Source organism: Streptomyces sp. NPDC002643, assembly GCF_053592555.1.
The window spans coordinates 125,564-146,517 of record NZ_JBSFVY010000023.1; the positions used below are offsets into that span (position 1 = coordinate 125,564).

A 20,954-nucleotide genomic window follows, 5' to 3' on the forward strand; every position below is an offset into this window, starting at 1 on the left:
GGCGTCAGGAGACGCGACGGCATGGAATCCAGTGACAGGAAACCGGCGATGAAGACGACGGCGGCCATCGTGGGCCCGGGCAACATCGGCACCGATCTGCTCGCGAAGCTGCGACGAAGCGAGCACGTCGAGGTGCGCTACATGGTCGGGGTCGACCCCGCCAGCGACGGACTGGCCCGGGCTGCCGAACTCGGCCTGGAGACCTCCGCCGAGGGCGTGGACTGGCTGCTGAGCAGGCCAGAGCTGCCGGACGTGGTGTTCGAGGCCACGAGTGCGAAGGCGCACGCCGCGAACGCCCCGCGCTATGCCGAGGCAGGCATCCGGGCGGTCGATCTGACCCCGGCGGCGGTGGGACCGTTCGTGTGCCCGCCGGTCAACCTGCCGGCCCATCTGGACGCCCCGAACGTCAACATGATCACCTGTGGCGGGCAGGCGACGATCCCGATCGTGCACGCCGTGTCACGCGTGACGGAGGTGCCGTACGCGGAGATCGTGGCGTCGATCGCCTCGCGCTCGGCGGGTCCGGGCACACGCGCGAACCTCGACGAGTTCACCGAGACCACGTCGAGGGCGATCGCCGAGGTCGGCGGCGCCGCACGCGGCAAGGCCATCATCATCCTCAACCCGGCCACGCCCCCGGTGATCATGCGGGACACGGTGTTCTGCGCCATCGACCCCGATGCGGACCGGGACGCGATCACCGCGTCGGTCCACCGCATGGTGGACGAGGTCCGGAAGTACGTTCCCGGATACACGCTCCGCAGCGACCCGCAGTTCGACGACCCGCGCGAGGGCTGGAACGGCCGGGCCCGGGTGGGGGTGTTCCTGGAGGTGCGCGGCGCCGGGGACCATCTGCCGCCGTGGGCGGGCAACCTGGACATCATGACCGCGGCCGCCGCCCGGGTGGGCGAGCTGCTCGCCGAGACGAAGGTGGTGGCCTGATGAACGAGCGGATCGAGCAGGTCGACGACGGGACCGTCGACGTCCGGATCACCGACACCACGCTGCGCGACGGCAGCCACGCCATGTCGCACCGCTTCACCGAGAAGCAGGTCCGCGATGTGGTGCGGGCGTTGGACGCGTCCGGCGTGCGGGTGATCGAGGTGAGCCACGGCGACGGCCTCGGCGGGTCCAGCTTCAACTACGGCTTCTCCGCCGAGGACGAGATCAAACTGGTGGCGGCAGCCGTCGACGAGGCCGAACTGGCCCGTATCGCCGTGCTGTTGCTGCCGGGCCTGGGCACCATCGAGAACCTGAGGCAGGCCTACGACGCAGGCGCCCAGGTGGCGCGCATCGCGACCCACTGCACCGAAGCGGACGTGTCCCTCCAGCAGTTCGGCGCCGCACGCGAGCTCGGGATGGAAACCGTCGGCTTCCTGATGCTGTCGCACATGATCACCCCGAAGGAACTGGCGGCACAGGCCCGGATCATGGTCGACGCCGGATGCCAGTGCGTGTACGTGGTCGACTCGGCCGGGGCGCTGCTGCCCGACGATGCCCGTGCCCGGGTGGACGCACTGGTCGCGGAGATCGGCGGCGAGGCCCAGGTGGGCCTGCACGGTCACCAGAACCTGTGCCTGGGCGTGGCGAACTCACTGGTGGCCTACCAGGCCGGCGCGCGGCAGATCGACGGCACACTGTGCGCGCTCGGCGCCGGTGCCGGCAACTCGCCGACCGAGGTGCTCGCGGCCGCGTTCTCGAAGATGGGCGTACGCACCGGACTCGACCTGCCCAAGCTGCTCGAAGCGGCAGCGGAGGTGGCACTGCCGTTCATCCCCCGGCTCCCCTGGGCCGAGCGCAACGCGATCGTGCAGGGCCACGCCGGTGTGTACTCCTCCTTCCTGCTGCACGCCGAGCGCGCGGCCGAACGGTACGGCGTACCCGCGCACGAGATCCTCCGGCGGGTGGGCGAGGCCGGCTACGTCGGCGGCCAGGAAGACATGATCATCGACATCGCGATCCAACTCGCGGCGGAAAAGGGTAGGGCGGCATGACCGTGACCGAGTGGGATGTGGAGCGGGCCGCGACGGTGCTCGCGGACGCCGAGGCCGGGCGGACCGACCGCGGTCCGATCACCGACGAGTGGTCCGGCCTCGACCTGGCGACGGGATACCAGGTGCAGGACGAGATCCTGCGCCGCAAGGTCGACGCGGGCGAGCACATCGTCGGCGTGAAGCTGGGCCTGACCTCACGGGCCAAGCAACAGCGGATGGGGATCGACTCGCCGCTGACGGGGTGGCTCACCGACGCGATGGTGCTCCCGGCCGGAACACCGCTGGTCACCGGCGAGCTGATCCATCCGCGGGTCGAGCCGGAGATCGTGTTCGTCCTCGGTGAGCGGCTGAGCGGGCCGGCCGTGACCGCGGCCCGCGCGATGGAGGCCGTGTCGCATGTGTACGCCGGCCTTGAGGTGATCGACAGCCGCTACACCGACTTCCGCTTCAAGCTGCCCGACGTGGTGGCCGACAACGCCTCGTCGTCCCGGTTCGTCATCGGCTCCGTGGCGCGCAAGCCCGAGGAGCTGGACCTGGCGCTGGAGGCCTGTCTGCTGGAGGTCGACGGCCAGGTGGTGGACTCCGCCACCGGTGCGGCCGTACAGGGGCACCCCGCCGAGGCGCTGGCCCTGGCGGCGAACTCCCTCGCCAAGCGCGGGCTGGCCCTGGAGGCGGGCTGGCTCGTGCTCACCGGTGGCATGACGGACGCCGTGTTCACCCGGCCCGGCAGCTCGATCGCCGCCCATTTCACCAACCTCGGCTCCGTGACGATCGGATGTGAGTGACATGCCGCTGGTGGAGATCACGCTGGCCGAGGGCCGCGCTCCGGAGCAGATCAGGGCCCTGCTGACGGAGGTGCACCAGGCCGTCCACAAGGCCATCGACGTGCCGGAGGCATCGATTCGCGTGGTGGTCCGCGAGGTGCCGCCCACCCACTGGTCCGCAGGCGGACAGACGCTCGCCGAGCGCGCCTCGGCCACGAACACCGGGAGCTGAACCATGGAATCCTTCGGCCACATCATCGACGGCAAGGAGACCGAGTCGGATTCCGGCTCGACGTTCCCCTCCATCGACCCCTACACCCGCGAGCCGTGGGCGGAGGCGGCGCTGGGCGACCAGGCCGACGCCGACCGTGCGGTGGAGGCGGCACGCAAGGCGTTCGACTCGGGGCCCTGGCCCCGGATGGGACACGGTGAACGCGGGCGGATCCTGCACCGGCTGGCGGATCTGATCGAGCAGAACGCCGACGAGCTGGGCATGGCGGACACCCGGGACATGGGCAAGCCGATCACCCAGTCACGGGGGAACGATGTGCCGCGCGCGGCGTCGAACTTCCGGTTCTTCGCCGACCACGCACGCCTGTCCACGGCCGACACCCTGCCGATGGACAGCGGCCACCACGCCTACACCCGCTTCGAGCCCGCGGGAGTGGTCGCCGCCATTGCGCCGTGGAACTTCCCCCTGATGCTGGAGACCTGGAAGATCGCGCCCGCCCTGGCGTGGGGGAACACCGTGGTCCTCAAGCCCGCCGAGGACACCCCGGCCTCCGCGACGATCCTCGCGAGGCTGGCCCTGGAGGCCGGGATGCCGCCCGGCGTACTCAACGTCGTCCACGGCTACGGCCCCGACTCCGCGGGCCAGGCACTCACCGAGAACCCGGCCGTGGACCGCATCACGTTCACGGGCGAGTCCGGCACGGGCCGGATCATCGCGGCTGCGGGCGCCCGCAATCTCACCCCGGTGAGTCTGGAGCTGGGCGGCAAGGGCGCGAACGTGGTGTTCGCCGACGCCGACCTCGACACGGCCGTCGAGTGGTCCATCAAGGCCATCTTCACCAACACCGGCCAGGTCTGCCTCGCAGGCTCCCGGATCTACGTGCAGCGCCCCGTCTACGACAAGTTCCTGCAGCGCTTCACTGCGGCGTCCGAGGCGCTGCTGATCGGCGACCCGAAGCAGACGTCGACCGAGATCGGTCCGCTGGCCTCGCAGGAGCACCACCAGAAGGTGCGCGGATACGTCGACAGCGTGGAGGCGGAGGGCGGCACCATCGTCACCGGCGGCCCGGGGGACGGCTGGACGGTCAGGCCGACCGTCGTCACCGGGCTCGGCCAGGACTCGCGGCACGCCCGGGAGGAGATCTTCGGGCCGCTCGTGGTGGTCATCCCGTTCGACACCGAGGAAGAGGTGGTCGGGCTGGTCAACGACAGCCAGTACGGGCTCAACGCGATGCTCTTCACCGAGAACCTGCACCGCGCACACCGGGTCTCGGCGGCCGTGCGCGCCGGAACCGTCTGGGTGAACTGCTTCTTCATCCGCGACCTGCGCGCCCCCTTCGGCGGCGTCGGCGACTCCGGCATCGGACGCGAGGGCGGGAACTTCAGTCGCGAGTTCTTCACCGAGCCCAAGGCTGTCGTGATGCAGATCCGGCCGGAGAGCTAGACGTCTGGGGCGGCAAAATATTTTGTCAGCTGTTGGGAATGGATGCGAGGTGGCGTACACTGACAACTAACGATTGGCCGACCAACTAAAAAGGTCGATCACCGCACCATCATCCCCACCCATGGAAGAGGTCCCGTCATGACCGCACAGACCGCGCAGAGCGCCGAGGCGTTCACCCCCGAGAACTCCGCCCTGCTCCTCATCGACCACCAGGTCGGCACCATGGGCTGGGTCGGCTCCATCGCCTTCGAGGAGATGAAGGCCAACGCCCTCGCCCTGGCCAAGGCCGCCAAGGCCCTCGACATGCCGCTCGTGCTGACCTCCTCCATGGAGGAGTACGCCCAGGGCCCGCTCCTCGCCGAGCTCGCCGAGATAGCGCCCGAGGAGTTCGCCGCCCGCATCCAGCGCCAGGGCGTCGTCAACGCCTTCGACGACAAGAACTTCGCCGACGCCGTCACCGCCACCGGCCGCACCCACCTCATCATCGCCGGCGTCACCAACGACGTCTGCACCGTCTACCCCACCCTCACCGCCCTCGCCGCCGGTCACCCCGTCCAGGTCGTCGCCGACGCCGGCGGCTCCCCCTCCAAGATGGCCGACGACATCTCCATCCGCCGCATGGACAAGGCCGGCGCCACCATCACCTCCACCAACCAGCTCCTCGCCGAACTCGCCCACAACTGGACCACCGAGAACGGCAGCAAGATCATCAACATCCTCATGGAACTCCTCCCCCAGAACTGAACCCGACCCGACACAACGAGGTGTGGGGTGAGCACCACCCACCCCACACCGTCACCTGGCACCACCACAGCACTTCTCTGCCCGGGAGGGCTCCATGCAGTTCGGCATCTTCAGCATCGGCGATGTGACCGCCGACCCCGCCACGGGCAGGACACGCACCGAACACGAGCGGCTTAAAGCGACGATCGCGACCGCGGTCCACGCCGAGGAGGTCGGCTTCGACGTCTTCGCCACCGGTGAGCACCACAACCCGCCGTTCGTCTCCTCCTCACCGACCACCCTGCTCAGCCACATCGCCGCCCGCACCGACCGGATCATCCTGTCGACGTCGACCACGCTGATCACCACCAACGACCCGGTGAAGATCGCCGAGGACTACGCGGTGCTCCAGCACCTCTCCGACGGGCGCGTCGACCTGATGATGGGCCGTGGCAACACTGGCCCGGTCTACCCGTGGTTCGGCAAGGACATCCGCCAGGGCATCCCCCTCGCCATCGAGAACTACGCGCTGCTGCACCAGCTGTGGCGCGAGGACGTCGTCGACTGGCAGGGCAAGTTCCGCACTCCTCTCCAGGGATTCACCTCGACGCCTCGCCCCCTGGACGGCATCCCGCCCTTCGTCTGGCACGGCTCCGTGCGCAGCCCCGAGATCGCCGAACAGGCCGCGTACTACGGCGACGGCTTCTTCGTGAACAACCTCTTCGGCCCCATGAATCACTTCACGAAGCTGATCAACCTCTACCGCGAGCGCTACGCCCACTACGGCCACGGCACCCAGGAGCAGGCCGTCGTTGGGGCCGGCGGCCATGTCTTCGTGCGCAAGAACTCCCAGGACGCCATGCGCGAGTACCGCCCCTACTTCGACAACTCCCCCGTCTACGGCGGCGGCCCGTCGATGGAGCAGTACATGGCACAGACCTCGCTCACCGTCGGCAGCCCGCAGGAGGTCATCGACAAGACGCTGTCCTTCCGCGACCACTTCGGCGACTACCAGCGTCAGTTGTTCAACATCGACATGGCCGGCCTGCCGCTGAAGACCGTCCTCGAACAGCTCGACCTGCTCGGCGAGGAGGTCCTCCCCACCCTGCGCAAGGAGTTCGCGTCCGTACGCCCGAGCAGTGTTCCGGACGCTCCCACCCACGCGTCCCTGCTCGCCCAGCGCACCACGGACCCCGAGGGGGTGGCCAAGTGAGCACCGACACTGCTCAGCCGCTGCGCCTCGCGGTCGTGTCCGCCGGCCTGAGTGTCCCCTCGTCCACTCGGCTGTTGGCTGACCGCCTCACCGAGGCAGTCCGACAGCAACTGGCCGAGACGGGAAGCGAGGTCGAGGTTCAGGTCGTCGAACTGCGCGACCTGGCAACCGACATCGCCAACAACCTGGTCACCGGCTTCCCCTCGTCCACCCTTGAGGAAGCCATCGAGACGGTCACCTCGGCGGACGGTCTGATCGCCGTCACCCCGGTCTTCTCGGCGTCGTACAGCGGTCTCTTCAAGTCGTTCTTCGACGTCATCGACAACGACGCCCTCACCGGCAAGGCCGTACTGGCCGCGGCGACCGGAGGAACGGCACGCCACTCGCTCGCTCTGGAACACGCGCTGCGTCCGCTCTTCGCCTTCCTCCGCGCGGTCGTCGTCCCCACAACGGTGTACGCCGCCTCCGAGGACTGGGGCGGCAACGGCGACCCCCTCACCGACACGCTCCCCAACCGGATCGTGCGGGCCGCCGGCGAGCTGGCGGGGCTGATGCGCGGGCGTTCCGGTTCCGCCGCCCGGACGGCGGCGGACGACATCACCGTCGTACCGTTCGCGCAGCAGTTGGAGGCGTTGCGACCCGCCTGATGCACATCGCAAGGAGGGAATCTCAGCTGATGAGTGACTGCCTTCCCGTTTCCGACCTCTATGTCGAGGAAAGGCCATGACACCAGCGGCGCCGCTCCCCAATGACGCACCCACGCCGACGCGACTGACATCGCTGGACGCAACCGCGCACACCGGTCGGCCGATGCGTGCCGACGCCGTACGCAACCGGGCGCGTCTGCTGGAGGCCGCGGCCCGCCTGGTGGCCGAGGACGGTGTCGAGCACCTCACCATGGACGCGATCGCGCGTGCCGCCTCGGTGGGCAAGGGCACCGTCTTCCGGCACTTCGGCGACCGGTCCAGGCTCCTGATGGCCCTGCTCGACCACGCCGAACAGGCCTACCAGGCGTCCTTCCTGACCGGCCCGCCTCCGCTCGGCCCGGGTGCGCCCGCCATCGAGCGGCTGGATGCCTTCGGCGTGGCCACGATCAGATATCTACTGGCTCACCGGGAGCTCGTTCTCGCGGCCGCCCCACCGCCCGAGCGCCGTTTCACGGCCCCGCCCATCCGCGTCCGCCGCGCCCACATCGCCTCTCTGCTGCGGGAGGCCGGCGCTGAAGGGGACGTGGATCTGCTCGCCGAATCACTGCTGGCCTACCTCGACACAGCCCTCCTCGACCACCTCATACATCGACGCCGCATGCCGCAGGAGCGCGTGGAAGACGGCTGGCGGAACCTGCTGAAGGCCGTGAAGAGCTCGGGGTGACGAACCCTCAGCCGGCCCGGGGCGGCCGGGCTGTTCGTAGCGTGAACCTGCCGGTGGGGAGGTCGGAAGCAACGCAACCTTGAATATCTACACTCCGGTCATGGACAACCACACCCCCACGCCCCTGGCCGTGGACGCCGTCGACGCCATCGAGCGCGTCAGCGGCACGTACCCGGGGCTCCGGCGCGTGCACGCTCGCGGCCTGTGCTTCGACGCCGTCTTCACCCCCACCGGCGCAGCCGCGCCCCTCACCACCGCAGCCCATCTGCAGTCCGCCCCGACACCCGTCGTCGTGCGGTTCTCCAACTCCAGCACCAACCCGACCGTGCCCGACGGCATCCGGGCCGGCCGCGGGCTCGCGGCGCGCTTCCTCCTCCCTGACGGCACCGCCACCGACCTCGTCTCCGTCAACCTCCCGGTGTTCTTCGCCGCCACCCCCGAGCAGTTCCTGGAACTCCTCGACGCCCTGGAGAAGGACCCCGCCACCGGAGCCCCCGACCCGGCGAAGGTCCAGGCGTACGCCATGGCCCACCCCACGGCCGCCGCCGGGCTGCAGGAGGCGGCCCGGATGCCCATCCCCGTCAGCTACGGCACCGCCCGCTACTGGGCCATCCACGCCTTCATCTGGGTGGACGCCGACGGCGGACGCCACCCGGTCCGGTACCGCTGGGAACCCGACACCGGGCTGCGGGAACTGTCCGAGCAAGAGGCCGGCGCCAAGGGCCCCGAGTACCTGGCCGAGGAACTGCGCCACCGCCTCTCCGAGGGCCCCGTCGGCTTCAGCCTCCTGGTCCAGCTAGGCCAGGACGGCGACCCCACCGACGACCCCACGAAGCCCTGGCCGGCCGACCGCACCGAGATCCTCGCGGGCCGCCTCCGGATCACAGCGCCGGTGGCTGACCAGGACCACTGGGCCGCGCAGGTCTACGACCCCACCCGCGTCACCCCCGGCATCGAACTCTCCGACGACCCGGTCCTCGCATTCCGCAGCCCCGCCTACGCCGTCTCCTACGAGCGCCGCACCGAAGGGAAGTAACCGGCCATGCCCGTCCGGAACATCACCACGACCACCCTGGCCGCCGTACGCATCTTCAACGGAGCCGTCGGGCTCTTCGCCGCGCACAGGATGGCGCAGCAACTCGGCAGCGATCTCAAGGACGACCAGACGTTCGTGTACCCGGCCCGCATGTTCGGAGTACGCACCCTCGTCCTGGGGGCGGACCTGCTCCGACTGCGCACGAACGACGCCGACAGCCGACGCGTACTGAGCCAGGCCGTCCTGATCCACGCCACCGACACGGCCGCGGCCGCCTACGCCGGCTGGAAGGGCGAACTGCCGGCCAAGACGGCCAGACTCACCACGGCCATCTCCGCCGTCAACACCGTGCTGGCGGTCGTATCACTGGCCACCACACCGCGGGCGGCGGACTGAGGAACGCGAGGGACGGTTCTACGGAGCCGCCCGTGCACACCGGTGAGTCCTCACGAACCGGCACCGACGTGCAACAACCCCCAGCGAAGCCGTATGCGCCCATTGTCGAAGCTGGTGATGACTCATCGGGCCCCCGCCCACCGGCCGAGGGGAGGACCCGCGAACCATTCGGCCGCCCCGGCGGTCGGCCCCCGCCCAGTAGCCGACGGGAGCCCGTGCCCGGAGAAAGCCGCCGGTGGCGTCGATCCTGCCGTGGGTGCGGACCGCGGTCGGATCATGGGTGGCGCCGGGCAGGGAGGTCGGCGCGGCCAGCTACGTCCACGGCCTCGCGGACGTAGCGGTAGGTGGTAGCGATCCCGATGCCGAACCTGCTGGCGAGCTGGATGCAGATATCGCCACATCACGGGTGGGCCGGCGCGAGAAGGGCCTGTCTTCCCGCAGCCAGCCGTCTCCACCACGTCCCGATCTCCCGTCCAGGGGTGGCGAGTCGACCGGCCAGACACCGCAGGATGCGGCTGAACCGGTCGACCGACGAAGGGTGGGCAAGCCCCCGAAGCTCCCGGTGAAGACGGTTGATCTTGGTCGACAACTCGTCCACCAGGAGCTCGGAAAGGGCTCCTCGGTCACTCCATCACTCAATCACTCGGAATCAGTACGCCGTCGTCCGGGACTCCAGATAGTCCTTCAGGAAGGCGTACTTGGCGTCGCTGTCGGCCGCCGGGAGGGTGGTGAAGTGGTCGCCGAGTTCCATGGCGAGCGGCTTCGTCGTGCGCAGGGCGGGCCAGGCGGGCAGGGAGTGGCCGTTGGGGTTGCCGGTGGCCACGAAGTTCGCGACGTACGAGGACGTGGTGTCGGCGATCGCGTAGTCGGCGTCGGTCCAGGGGCGGTCGGTGCCGGAGAGGCTGCCGAAGAGGTAGTACTTCTCGGCACCGTGGTAGGCGCCGGCGCCGTTCGCGGGCTCGATCGGGTTGGTGGGGTCGGAGCCGGGCGGGGCGTGGGTCCACCAGTAGTTGTAGATGGGGCTGCGGTTCCCGGCGGTGTTGCGGAACTGGGTGCCCCACAGGAAGGTGGAGACGCGTTCCTCGTCGCGCGCGTAGGCGTTGTACTGCGCGGCCGCCTCCGCGTCGGTGGTGGCGGGGTAGAGCGCGAGGAAGTCGGCGGCCCCGTCGCCGAAGGTCGTCGAGGCGAACGTCTGGAACTGGGCGACGGTCATCGCGAGGGTCGGCGAGGCGCCGTTCTCGTCCTTGTTGTTGCCGGTGAACACCGGCACGTCGTACTCGGTCCGGGACTCCATGGCGTCGGTGTAGGTCGTCGGCAGGACATAGCCGTCCAGGACGTTGCCGAAGTCGGTACCGACGGCCGGTGCGCCGGACGCGTAGACCTTCGCCACGATCTCGTCGGCGGTCAGCGCCCGCAGGCCGGCCGGCGAGGAGGCGCCCATGTAGGTGCCGAAAGCGGTGCCGTTGGCCTCCGCCGCGGCGAGGGTGTCGTAGCCGCCCGCCACGTGGCCGAGCGCCGGGTCCTTGGTGTACTGCACGCCGGCCGCGAGCAGCGCCCGGTGGTAGAGGCCGCGGGCCAGCTTCGAGATCATCAGGATGTTCACGAACGACGAGCCGTGGGACCAACCGGCGATGGTCACCCGGTCCGGGTCGCCGCCGAACGCGGCGATGTTGTCCCGGATCCACTTCAGTGCCGCCACGGTGTCCTGCACACCCCAGTTGCCGGAGCCGCCGTGTCCGCTCTCGGCGCTCAGTCCGGGGTGGGCGAGGTTGCCGAAGGCGCCGACGCGGTGGTTGCAGGTGACGACGACCGCGCCCTTGGCGGCGAGGTTGGCGCCGTCGTAGACCGGCTGTGAGGCCCACATGGCGGAGTTGCGGCCGCCGTAGATCCAGACGAAGACCGGGCGGCGCTCACGCGAACTCGCAGCGCCCGTCCAGATGTTGAGGTTCAGGCAGTCCTCGCTCAGCGGGGGCACCTTCTCGGCGGCGATTCCGTTGACCGGCTGGGGGCAGGCGGCGCCCCAGGTATCGGCTGCGCGTACGCCCTTCCAGGACGGCGCGGGCCGCGGCGCGCGCCAGCGGTTCTCACCGGCGGTGGAGGCCGCGTAGGGGATGCCCTTGTAGACAGTGATCCCGTCCAGGGCGGCCGGGACTCCGGTCACCAGCCCGGATCGTGTGCGCACAGGACGGTCGGCGGCGGCGCGGGAGGCGGCCGACGCGGGTCCGGCCGTCAGGCCGCCGAGCAGAGTGGCACCGGCCGCGGCGCCTGCGGCGCTCCCGAGTACTCGGCGGCGGCCGATGCCCTCGGTGTCGTGGTCGGAGTGGGGGACATCTCGCAAGCTCATAGGGGCTCCCTGGCGCAATGGCGGAACGGACGCTCCAGTCGCGCGGCTCGGCGTCCGTCCTGTCGTCGGTTGAGTCGCCTCATGCTCTGGTCGTTTCAAGAAGTGAAACAAGCGGTGTCACACGGACTCACAGCTTCCGCCGCGCACCCTCAAGTTGCATCCCGCACAGTTGACAACGCCCGGGGCCGGACGAGGCGAGGCATTTGACTTCACTTGTCGTGGCCGGCATCCCGAATCCGCAACTTAAGCATTCACTCCCGAGACGGACGCCTCCGCTTGTCGCCGCCCTAACGTGACGGCCCCGCAAGGTTGTTCAATGGTGGAGGACTTGGCATGAGCAGAAGCAGTGGACGTTCCCGTGTGCTGGGCGCGGCGCTCGTCATCGGGCTGACGGTGTCCGCCTGTTCGGGTGGCGGCACGGCGGCACAGGCAGGCAAGGTGGCCGACACCGAAGGGGCCGCACCCAAGGGTGTGACGCTCACGCTGTGGCACAACACCGCTGATTCGCAGGCCTTGTTGGACCTCTACAAGGCGTACGAGAAGAAGTCCGGCAACACGATCAAGCTGGTGGACATTCCGGCCGACAGCTTCCCCAGCACCGTGCAGACCAAGTGGGCCACCGGTGCCCGTCCGGACATCCTGGAGTGGCACGGCAACCAGACCGACGCGCTGTCGCTCAACGCCTCCGGAACCATGCTCGATCTGAGCGCACTCCCGTTCGTGCAGAAGGAGGGCGACCTGGCCGAGGTCTCCGGCAGCGTCGACGGCAAGACCTACGCGGCCACGATCGGCCCCCTGTCGATCTCGGGGATCTTCTACAACAAGCAGGTCTTCGCCAAGGCCGGCCTGGAGCCTCCGCAGACGTACGCCGATCTGGCCGCCGACTGCAAGGTCCTCAAGGCGAAGACACCCGGCGTCGCCCCGCTCTTCGAGGCGGGCGGCTCCCAGTGGCCGCCGCAGATCCTCAGTGCCTTCAACTACCTGGCCGACACCAACGAGGACCAGGCCTACGACACGGAGATCCTCACCGGCAAGGCCGAACTCAGCGACGCGGACGGCGCGTTCGTGGCCGGTCTGACCGCCTACGACCAGCTGCGCAAGGCCGGCTGCTTCAACGCGGACCGCACCACCGCCAAGTGGGAGGACCAGATGAAGGCGGTCCTCGACGGCAAGGCGGCGATGGTGGCGCAGAACTCGGACAGCATCGGTCTGCTGAACGCCGACGCGAACGGCGACACCGCGAAGGTCGACGCGGCGGTCGGCTTCGTCGGGGTCTCGGCCACCAAGGCGGTCACCACGTACGCGCCCAGCCCCCTCGGCACCTACTACGTTCCGAGCACCGGTGACTCCGAGAAGGAGCGTGCCGCGGTCGACTTCATCGAGTTCGCCACTGGGGACAGGTACGCGGACTACGTCTCGGAAGCGAAGATCATCCCGACGCTGTCCGGTGTCACGACCCCCGAACTGCAGGGTCTTCTCCAGGATGTGAAGAAGGCGTACGACCAGGGCTCCACGCTCTCCTTCAACTCAGAGATCCCGGGCTTCGGCAACTTCGGGCCCGAGTCCTCCAAGCTGCTGGCCGCCCAGGAGACGCCCCAGCAGACGGCGGAGAAGATGCAGGCGTTCTACGAGCAGGCCGCAGCAGCGGCCAAGCAGTGACACGGCCGGTGAGCAGCGAGATGACCTCACTCCGCCACGCGCCCCTGGCCGTCAGGCACGGGACAGCGCCGAACCGGCCGCAGCGGGACGGGAGTCGGCCTCCGGGCCGCTCCCGCCTCCATCCGCGTCGCAGGCTCTACCACTACGCCTTCGCCGTGCCCTCGATCTGCCTGGTGCTCGTCTTCTTCGTGGTGCCGTTCGCCGCCAACGCGTTCTTCGCGTTCGTCCAGTGGACCGGTTACAGCAGCACGCTGACGTGGACCGGTCTGAACAACTTCGAGCTGCTGAATCAAGTCGGTCTTCTCAAGCACGCGATCGCGGTGACGGCCGTCTACGCCGTCACCGCGATGGCGGTGCAGAACGCCGTCGGTCTCGCCCTGGCCACCGCGTTGCAGCGCACCAGTCGCGTCAACACGGTCTTCCGCTCGCTCTTCTTCGTCCCGGTCCTGATCTCCCCGCTGGCCGCCGGCTACATCTGGGCAGCGGTCCTGGACGCGCACGGCCCGGTCAACTCCTTTCTGTCGGCCGTGCTGCCGGGCGACTTCCACTACGCGTGGCTCGGGCACGACACCTCCGCGCTCCTCCTGGTCGCCTCGATCGACGCCTGGAAACTGAGCGGGCTGATCACGCTGGTGTACATCGCCGGCCTGAACCGGATCCCCGAACAGGTCCTCCAGGCGGCGACCCTCGACGGGGCGGGCGCCTGGCGCCGGTTCTGGTCGGTCAAGTTGCCGCTGCTCGCGCCCGCCGTGACGTTCAACGTCACCTGCTCGCTCGTCGGGGCGTTCAGCGCGCTGGACGTCGTCTTCTCGACGACCGCGGGTGGTCCCGGTGACGCCACCACGCTGCTGAACGTCGCCGTGTACACGCAGTACGGGCAGAGCTTCTTCGGTACGGCGAGCGCGTTGAGCTTCGTCGTCACCCTGATGGTGATCGTCACCGCCGTCCCGCTCATCAGTTGGCTGCGCCGACGAGAGGTGCAGATGTGACGACGACGCTGCGGACCGGTGTCCGCTACCTGTTCCTCACCCTCTTCGCGATCCCGTGGATCGTCGTGCCGTTCTGGCTGCTGATCGTCAACTCCTTCAAGACGCAGGGTGATTCGAGCGTCCTGTCGCTGAGCTGGCCCGAGCACTGGAACGCCGGTGCCAACTACCGCACGGTGATCGAGCAGGGCTCGTACTTCCTCGGGCTGCGCAACAGCCTGCTGCTGGCCGCCCCGACCATCATCGCCGTACTCCTGCTCGGCTCGATGGCGGCCTGGTCGTACGGCAGGTCCGGGTCCCGGGCGCTGCGGCTGGCGTACTACACCTCGGCGCTGTCCATCGTCCTGCCGCCCGCGATCATCCCCACGATCTACGTGCTGACCCAACTGGGCCTGAACGGCACGCAGTTCGGCTACATGCTCGTGATCGCCGGTACCCGGCTGGGTGTGGTGATCTTCCTGACCACCGGTTTCGTACGCACTCTGCCGCACGACTTCGAGGAGGCCGCGCAGCTCGACGGGGCGAACAAGTGGCAGATCTACTGGCGGATCGTCCTGCCGATGCTCACGCCAGTGCTGTTCACCGGCGCGGTCATGCTGATCATCTCGGTGTGGAACGACTTCTACTTCGCCCTGTTCCTGCTGCGCGGATCGGAGCGGGCCACCCTGCCGCTGACGCTGTATCAGTTCGCGTCGACGTCCACGCACGGCGCCGCCTGGAACCTGGTCTTCGCCCATGTCGTGCTCACCAGCCTGCCGTTGATCCTCATCTACGTCGTGCTGCAACGGCGGGTGCTGAGCGGGTTGACCGAGGGAGGCGTGACCGGCTGAGCGACCCCGGCGGACCGACCCGGAACCCCGACACCATCGGAAGGCATCCATGCGCCTGACACCCCTGCACGACCTCACCGAGGAACAGGCCCAGCTCGAAGCGGACTTCACGGCTCGCCGCGGCGGGGTCCACGGTCCCTTCGGCGCGCTGCTGCGCAGCCCCCGTCCGGGAGCTCTGATGGAAGAGCTGAGCACCTACTGCTCGCGCGAGTCCCGGCTCCCCGAGCGGCTGCGCGAACTGGCCCTGCTCGTCGCCGCGCGCTGTTTCGACGCGCAGCACTCGTGGATCACCCACGTCGACAAGGCAGTTGAGGCCGGCGTGGACCGGGCTGCACTGGAGCGGCTGGCGCACGGCGCGGAACCCCGGTTCGCGCGGTCCGACGAGGAGCTTGTGCACCGGTTCGCGCGACAGGCGCTGCTGGAGCACTTCGTCGACGACGACACGTACGCGGCCACGCTCAAGGAGTTGGGCGAACCCGCCCTCGTCGACCTGGTCATCTCACTCGGCACCTTCACGACCCTGGCCCTGATCCTCAACACCTTCCAGGTGGACCTGCGCCCCGACCGCGAACCGCCCTTCCCGGACGTCCGCGGCTTCCAGCGGCTCCACCCCTGACCCCCTTCGGAGAAACCCTTGCCCACGGAGTACCCACAACTCCCTCCGGACGCCGTCGACCGCCCGGCCCCCCACCTGCGCGCCGGTGCCGTGAAGGCCGAGATCACCCCGGACGACCTCACCAACCTGCACCCCATGCCCGGTGAGTTCACCGGCGTGCACGACCCCCTCTTTCTACGCGCGCTGTACCTGAGCGACGGGGATACGGAGACGGCCCTGGTCTCTCTGGACCTCATCGAGGCCGGCGACATCACCCCGCTCCGCGAGCGGATCCAGCGCGAGCTCGGTATCCCCGCCGACCACGTCGTCGTCACCGCGACCCACACCCACAACGCCCCCCGGATCGCGGACGTCTCCCCCGGGGCGCTCGCCCACGCGGGGGGCCCGGAGTCGTTCGCGTACACGGAGGTCGTCTACGACCGTGTCGTCGCCGCCATCCACAAGGCCCGCGCCGATGCCCGCCCCGCCCGCTTCGGCGTGGGAACCGGCACCGCCGACGTCAACGTCAACCGGGAGCAGTACGCCGACGGCAGATGGACCCTCGGGCACAACCCCGAGGGGCCGTCGGACAAGACCGTCTGGGTGCTGAAGTTCGAGACCCTGGACGGCTATCCGATCGCCGTGGTGGTCAACTACGCGGTGCACTCGACAGTGGTGTTCGGCTCGGGGGAGATCAGCGGCGATCTGGCCGGTGCCGCCTGCCGTTACATCGAGGAGCACATCGAGGGCGACGACCACCACGGCGACGCGGTCGCCCTGTGGACCCCCGGCCCGCTCGGCGACCAGGCGCCCCGCGTGGACCTCGGGCTCCCGTTCGGTATCGCGCCCACCGAGCGGCAGAAGGCCCGCGCCTACGCGGCGATGGACGCCCAGGGTCTGATCGTCGGCGCGGAGGTGCTGCGCGTGGCGGCCGGCCTCACCGGGCTCGCCTCCGCCGTGCGGATCGGCGCGGAACAGCGCACGGTGCCCTGCCCGGTGAAGGAGGGGCAGGACGTCATGTCGACGATGCGGCAGGAACTCGTCGACACCGTCCCGCTGCGCCTCGCGCTCATCACCCTCGGCGACGTGGCCCTGGCCGGCGTGTCCGGCGAGGTCGTCACCGACATCTACCGGCGTCTGGCGGACCGTTCGCCGCTGGCCCGCACGCTGCTGATCTCCATCGCCAACGACCGGATCGGCTACCTGCCCGACGACGCACGCTTCGACCGGCCCGTCCACTCGGTCAACGGCTGCCCCATCGCGCGCGGCCACGCCGAGACCGCCATCGTGGAGGGCGTGTCGGACATGATCACCCGTCAGCTCCGGCTGCTTCAGGGGGCGGTACGGTGACCGCGACCGGGCGCACCTTCACCGCCGGCGCCGGGAAAGCCGCCGTGGATCTGCCGTTCTCCCTCCTCCCCGTCGACGGCTTCGACTCCGTCCACGACCCACTCCACGTACGGGTACTCGTCCTGGACGACGGCGAGGCCCCGCTCGTGATCGCGGTGATCGACCAGACCTCGATCTTCGACGACCAGCTCGCCCGGACGCGGGAGATCCTCCGGCAGACGTGTGGGGTGGAGCCGGAGCGCTGTCTGATCGTGGCGAGCCACACGTTCTCCGCCCCGCACGTCCTGCCGCCCGACCGTGTGCCCGAGGCCGAGCGGGAGAAGAACGAGCTGCTCGCCGCCGCCGTCGACACTGCGGTGGCGCGGGCCGCGCACGATGCCGTACGGACGCAGGGACCGACCCGGACCGGCTTCGGCCGTGGTATCTGTCGTGTGGGTGTCCAGCGGGACATGCCCACGCCGCACGGCTGGTGGCTCGGCGCCGACGACGCCGGACCGACCGACGACGGCGTGGGCGTGCTGCGGATCGACCGTCCCGACGGCCGGCCGGTCGCGATCCTCGTGAACCACGCCGTCCAGCCCTCGGTGATGAACGGATCGGTGACCCGGTCGGGTGAACGCCGGATCACCGCCGATCTGGCGGGCGCGACCGCGGCACGGATCGAACGACGTTACGGCGATGGCACGGTGGCGCTGTTCCTGATCGGCGCGGCCGGCGACCAGGCCCCGTACCTGACCGCCGTACGCACCACAGTGGGCGACGACGGCGAACTGCTCCGCACCGACATCCACGAAGACGGATTCGCGCTGGTGGAACTGCTCGGCGAACGGCTCGCCGACGAGGCGGTGCGGGTAGCCGGACGGATCCGCACCACCGCCGCCGTCCCACCCCTGCGCGTGCTCCACGACCGGGTGAAGGTCCCCGCCCAGGTTCCCCCGGCGGGCCTGCACGCCCTTCACCCGACCAAGGAGTACGGCTTCACCCCGGACGGTGACACCGAGGCCCCGGTCGTCGTCGCGCGCGTCGGTGACACCGTTCTCGCCTGTGTGCAGGCGGAGTTGAATGCCCGGACCGGACTGGACATCAGGGCCGCTTCACCGTTCCCCGCCACCTGTGTCGTCACCATGACGAACGGTGCCGCCAAATACATGGCGGATGACGGAAGTTACGACCGGATCACCTACGAGGCCATGAACTCCCGGTATGCCAGGGGCGCGGCCGAGACGGTCGCCGAACGGATCTCCGAGTTGCTGCGCTCGCTCTGACGGAGGCTCAGTGGTGACTGAAAGTGATGCAGGCGGGCCTCGGTACGGGCACGGACATGCCGGTGTCCGTGAGTTGGCCCGACCGTGGGTCGACGGCGAAGAGGTTCACCGTGCTGCTGGCCTGGTTCGCGACGAACAGCCATTTCCCGCTGGGGTGGAAGGAGAAACTCCACGGGGTGAGTCCCGCGCAGGGGATGCGCTGCACCAACGTGAGCAGGCCCGTCCTGCGATCCGCCGAGAAGACGACCAGGGTGTTCTCGCCGCGGTTGGAGGTGTAGACGAAACGGCCGTCGCGACTGATGGCCAGTTCGGCGGCGCTCGTGGTGCCGGTGTGTTCGGGCACGTTGGTCGACAGGCTCTGGAGATGGGTCAGGACGCCATCAGCGGGGCTCCAGCCCAAAGCCTGGATGTCGGCGGTCAGCTCGTTCAAGAGGTAGACGATCCTGCCGCTCGGGTGGAAGACCACGCGCCGTGGCCCCGACCCCGGCGCCGTCGCGTAGGCGCTCGGGCCGTCGGACAGGGTCTGCGTGGCCCGGTCGAAACGGTAGACGAAGACCCGGTCGGCACCGAGATCCGGGACCAGCGCGAACCTCCCGCTCGGGTCGATGACCACGTGGTGGGCGTGCGGCCCCGTCTGCCGCGGATGGGGGCCGGAACCGGTGTCCTGCACCCGCGACACCACGGCGCCGAGCCCGCCGTCCCCGCCGATCGGCACGGAGACGACGGTGCCGGCCGCGAAGTCCGCCGCCAGAAGCGTCTTCGACCGGACGTCCACTCCCAGGTACGACAGTCCGCCGCCCGCCGGTGTCGCCTGTGTCGCGATCTCGCCGAACTGCTCCAGCGCGCCGGAGAACTTGTCGACGCGGAAGGCTCGGACGGTCCCACCGGACTCACCACCGGTGGCGTACAGGACCGCCTTCCTCGGATGGGCCACCATCCAGTTCGAGCCGGCCTGCGCCACGGGCCCGACCAAAGTCAGGGACGCGTCGGACGGATCGAACCTCAGCGCGTGCACCTGGCCGAGGGTCCAGCTGCCGACATGGAGGAGATCGACCGCCCCGCCAGGCGCAGCCCCACCCGGAACGGCCTCGGCGGGCGAGGCGGATAACAGCGGCAGCCCCGCCACGGCGGCCAACAGCGTTCTGCGGGACGGTGTCCCGGATCCTGAGTCGTTGCTCATCGAGCGAATCTCTCCGTCTCTGGGCGTCATACCTCGACGACTGAAGGATCGACGCCCACCCGCACCCCGAGCCGCTTCAAGAGTTGTAGGAACTTTTGTCACGCATATTGCTCACAATATTGCTGCCCGGTTACGTTCTCGTACGCACCGTCACTCGCACAAGCCCCACTGATGCGTCGGCCAAGTGAGCTGGGAGACCGGTCGCCATGTCGCACCCCACAACGCACCGCGGAACACTGGTTCTTCGGATCCTCGCGGCCCTGACGGCCGCCCTTTTCCTCACCGCCGGCGGCAGCAGCGCCCCGTCCACCGGCAAGCACCGCTTCTCGCCTCAGGTCGTCCACACCGGCACCGGCCCCACCGGCTACCAGGTCACCTTCCGCTACCAGGACCCCGACGCCGACCGCGTGCAGATCAAGGGCGAGTGGTACTTCGCCGACCCCTACGAGCTGTCCGCGCTCACCACCGACGACGGCACCGCCCTCGAAACGCCCGGCACGCCGCCCGCCGACTGGCAGCCCGGCGACATCCCGATCGCGTACCCCAACTCCCCCGCCGCCAACTGGCCCGTGACCGACATGAAGAAGGGCCGCGACGGCGTGTGGACGTACAGCACGCCGCTGCCGTCCGGGGTGTTCACGTACTCCTTCTACGTCGACTGCGCCGACGCCACCCAGGCCACCTGCACCGCCGTCTCCGACCCGGCCAACGCGCCGTGGAACGAGAAGGGCGGCAAGGTCTCCGGGACCACCGAGCGCACCAGCCAGGTGTACGTGCCGTCCGACCCGTCGTTCGGGACGGTCGACTACGCCTGGCAGGGCCCGAGTCCGACCGGCACGCACGGGACGCTCACCCACGTCACGTATCCGGCCCCGACCTCGGTCACCCCGCCCGGCGAGAACTACCTGTCCGTCTACACCCCGCCGGGCTACGACTCGGGCCGGGTAAAGCCGTATCCCACGCTCTATCTCTTCAGCGGCGACGCCACCGAGATGGACTGGAGCACGCAGGGCGACGCGGGCCGCATCCTCGACAATCTCATCGCCACCGGCCAGATCCCGCCGATGGTCGTCGTCATGCCCAACACGGCCGGCTTCCCCGACTCCACCGGCTACGCGTCCTTCGACCAGAACCTCACCGACACGCTCATCCCATACGTGGAGTCGCACTACCACGTCTCCACCGCCGCCCCGGATCGCGCAGCCGCCGGTCTCGGCTACGGGGCGTCCCTGACCAACTCCCTCCTCTTCGGGCACACCGCCGAGTTCGGCTCGTACGGCGTCTTCGCCCCCGGCCGGCGCGGCAACTACACGCTGCCCGCCGCATCGTCCGTCACCAGCGCCCAGGTCGCCGCGCTCAAGCAGGCCCGCGTCTACGTCGGCGGCGGCTGGCAGGACCCGAGCCACAACTACCACTCCGGCGAGGTCTCCCTCCTGACCGGCCTCGGCGTCCCGGTCACGCCCGGCTTCGTCAACGGCGGCCACAACTGGTTCGCATGGCGTATCAACCTCAGGGACTTCCTCGCCGGGACCGCCTTCTTCCCTCCCACGACGGGGTGAACAGCCGCCCCGCA

The 20,954-nt window shown here is 69.5% G+C and carries 20 protein-coding genes; 18 read left to right on the forward strand and 2 right to left on the reverse strand.

What is annotated here, in order from left to right; all coding sequences use genetic code 11:
• Nucleotides 1–21 precede the first annotated feature (21 nt).
• The 11 genes from ACWD4G_RS30840 to ACWD4G_RS30890 all read left to right on the forward strand — a co-directional run bounded on the left by ACWD4G_RS30840 (nt 22) and on the right by ACWD4G_RS30890 (nt 9,172).
• A complete protein-coding gene (locus ACWD4G_RS30840; RefSeq protein ID WP_451299178.1) occupies nt 22–942 on the forward strand; it encodes an acetaldehyde dehydrogenase (acetylating) in 921 nt (306 codons plus the stop codon).
• Nucleotides 942–1,994, forward strand: a complete 1,053-nt coding sequence (dmpG, locus tag ACWD4G_RS30845; RefSeq protein ID WP_451299179.1) for a 4-hydroxy-2-oxovalerate aldolase — start codon at nt 942–944, stop codon at nt 1,992–1,994. Before ACWD4G_RS30840 ends, dmpG begins: the two co-directional genes overlap by 1 nt.
• A gap of 2 nt (nt 1,995–1,996) precedes the next feature.
• Nucleotides 1,997–2,779, forward strand: coding sequence for a 2-keto-4-pentenoate hydratase (locus ACWD4G_RS30850; protein ID WP_451299262.1), 783 nt, complete (start codon nt 1,997–1,999; stop codon nt 2,777–2,779).
• 1 nt (nt 2,780) lies between these two features.
• Entirely contained in the window at nt 2,781–2,990 is a 210-nt protein-coding gene (locus ACWD4G_RS30855; protein WP_451299264.1) for a tautomerase family protein, read from the forward strand.
• Nucleotides 2,991–2,993: 3 nt separating this feature from the next.
• A complete protein-coding gene (locus ACWD4G_RS30860) occupies nt 2,994–4,433 on the forward strand; it encodes an aldehyde dehydrogenase (protein WP_451299181.1) in 1,440 nt (479 codons plus the stop codon).
• A 138-nt stretch (nt 4,434–4,571) separates the two neighbouring features.
• Nucleotides 4,572–5,177 carry an isochorismatase family protein gene (locus tag ACWD4G_RS30865; RefSeq protein ID WP_451299183.1) on the forward strand — a complete coding sequence of 202 codons (606 nt, stop codon included), beginning with the start codon at nt 4,572–4,574 and terminating at the stop codon, nt 5,175–5,177.
• A 94-nt stretch (nt 5,178–5,271) separates the two neighbouring features.
• Nucleotides 5,272–6,369, forward strand: a complete 1,098-nt coding sequence (locus ACWD4G_RS30870) for an LLM class flavin-dependent oxidoreductase (RefSeq protein WP_451299185.1) — start codon at nt 5,272–5,274, stop codon at nt 6,367–6,369.
• Entirely contained in the window at nt 6,366–7,016 is a 651-nt protein-coding gene (locus tag ACWD4G_RS30875) for an FMN reductase (protein WP_451299187.1), read from the forward strand. Before ACWD4G_RS30870 ends, ACWD4G_RS30875 begins: the two co-directional genes overlap by 4 nt.
• Nucleotides 7,017–7,092: 76 nt before the next feature.
• Nucleotides 7,093–7,740 carry a TetR/AcrR family transcriptional regulator gene (locus ACWD4G_RS30880; protein WP_451299189.1) on the forward strand — a complete coding sequence of 216 codons (648 nt, stop codon included), beginning with the start codon at nt 7,093–7,095 and terminating at the stop codon, nt 7,738–7,740.
• 100 nt (nt 7,741–7,840) lie between these two features.
• Nucleotides 7,841–8,776 carry a catalase family peroxidase gene (locus ACWD4G_RS30885; protein WP_451299191.1) on the forward strand — a complete coding sequence of 312 codons (936 nt, stop codon included), beginning with the start codon at nt 7,841–7,843 and terminating at the stop codon, nt 8,774–8,776.
• A gap of 6 nt (nt 8,777–8,782) precedes the next feature.
• Complete coding sequence (locus tag ACWD4G_RS30890) at nt 8,783–9,172, forward strand: hypothetical protein (RefSeq protein WP_451299193.1); 390 nt, start codon at nt 8,783–8,785, stop codon at nt 9,170–9,172.
• A gap of 649 nt (nt 9,173–9,821) precedes the next feature.
• On the opposite strand, the gene ACWD4G_RS30895 is transcribed toward ACWD4G_RS30890, so the two are convergent.
• Complete coding sequence (locus ACWD4G_RS30895; protein ID WP_451299195.1) at nt 9,822–11,516, reverse strand: carboxylesterase/lipase family protein; 1,695 nt, start codon at nt 11,514–11,516, stop codon at nt 9,822–9,824.
• Between the two features lie 333 nt (nt 11,517–11,849).
• Between ACWD4G_RS30895 and ACWD4G_RS30900 the strand changes: the two genes are divergently transcribed.
• The 6 genes from ACWD4G_RS30900 to ACWD4G_RS30925 are packed head-to-tail and all read left to right on the forward strand — an operon-like array spanning nt 11,850 to nt 18,201.
• Entirely contained in the window at nt 11,850–13,175 is a 1,326-nt protein-coding gene (locus ACWD4G_RS30900; protein ID WP_451299197.1) for an ABC transporter substrate-binding protein, read from the forward strand.
• A gap of 8 nt (nt 13,176–13,183) precedes the next feature.
• Nucleotides 13,184–14,164, forward strand: a complete 981-nt coding sequence (locus ACWD4G_RS30905) for a carbohydrate ABC transporter permease (protein WP_451299199.1) — start codon at nt 13,184–13,186, stop codon at nt 14,162–14,164.
• Nucleotides 14,161–14,991, forward strand: a complete 831-nt coding sequence (locus tag ACWD4G_RS30910) for a carbohydrate ABC transporter permease (protein ID WP_451299201.1) — start codon at nt 14,161–14,163, stop codon at nt 14,989–14,991. Before ACWD4G_RS30905 ends, ACWD4G_RS30910 begins: the two co-directional genes overlap by 4 nt.
• Nucleotides 14,992–15,040: 49 nt before the next feature.
• Nucleotides 15,041–15,607, forward strand: a complete 567-nt coding sequence (locus ACWD4G_RS30915) for a carboxymuconolactone decarboxylase family protein (protein WP_451299203.1) — start codon at nt 15,041–15,043, stop codon at nt 15,605–15,607.
• A gap of 18 nt (nt 15,608–15,625) precedes the next feature.
• Complete coding sequence (locus tag ACWD4G_RS30920; protein ID WP_451299205.1) at nt 15,626–16,936, forward strand: neutral/alkaline non-lysosomal ceramidase N-terminal domain-containing protein; 1,311 nt, start codon at nt 15,626–15,628, stop codon at nt 16,934–16,936.
• A complete protein-coding gene (locus tag ACWD4G_RS30925) occupies nt 16,933–18,201 on the forward strand; it encodes a hypothetical protein (RefSeq protein WP_451299207.1) in 1,269 nt (422 codons plus the stop codon). The genes ACWD4G_RS30920 and ACWD4G_RS30925 overlap by 4 nt, the downstream gene beginning before the upstream one ends.
• A 7-nt stretch (nt 18,202–18,208) precedes the next feature.
• Here the strand turns inward: ACWD4G_RS30925 and ACWD4G_RS30930 are convergent, their stop codons facing one another.
• Entirely contained in the window at nt 18,209–19,381 is a 1,173-nt protein-coding gene (locus ACWD4G_RS30930; RefSeq protein ID WP_451299209.1) for a lactonase family protein, read from the reverse strand.
• A gap of 206 nt (nt 19,382–19,587) precedes the next feature.
• On the opposite strand from ACWD4G_RS30930, the gene ACWD4G_RS30935 reads away from it, so the two are divergent.
• On the forward strand, nt 19,588–20,940 hold the full coding sequence (locus ACWD4G_RS30935; RefSeq protein WP_451299211.1) for an alpha/beta hydrolase-fold protein: 1,353 nt from the start codon (nt 19,588–19,590) through the stop codon (nt 20,938–20,940).
• The last annotated feature ends 14 nt before the right edge of the window (nt 20,941–20,954 follow it).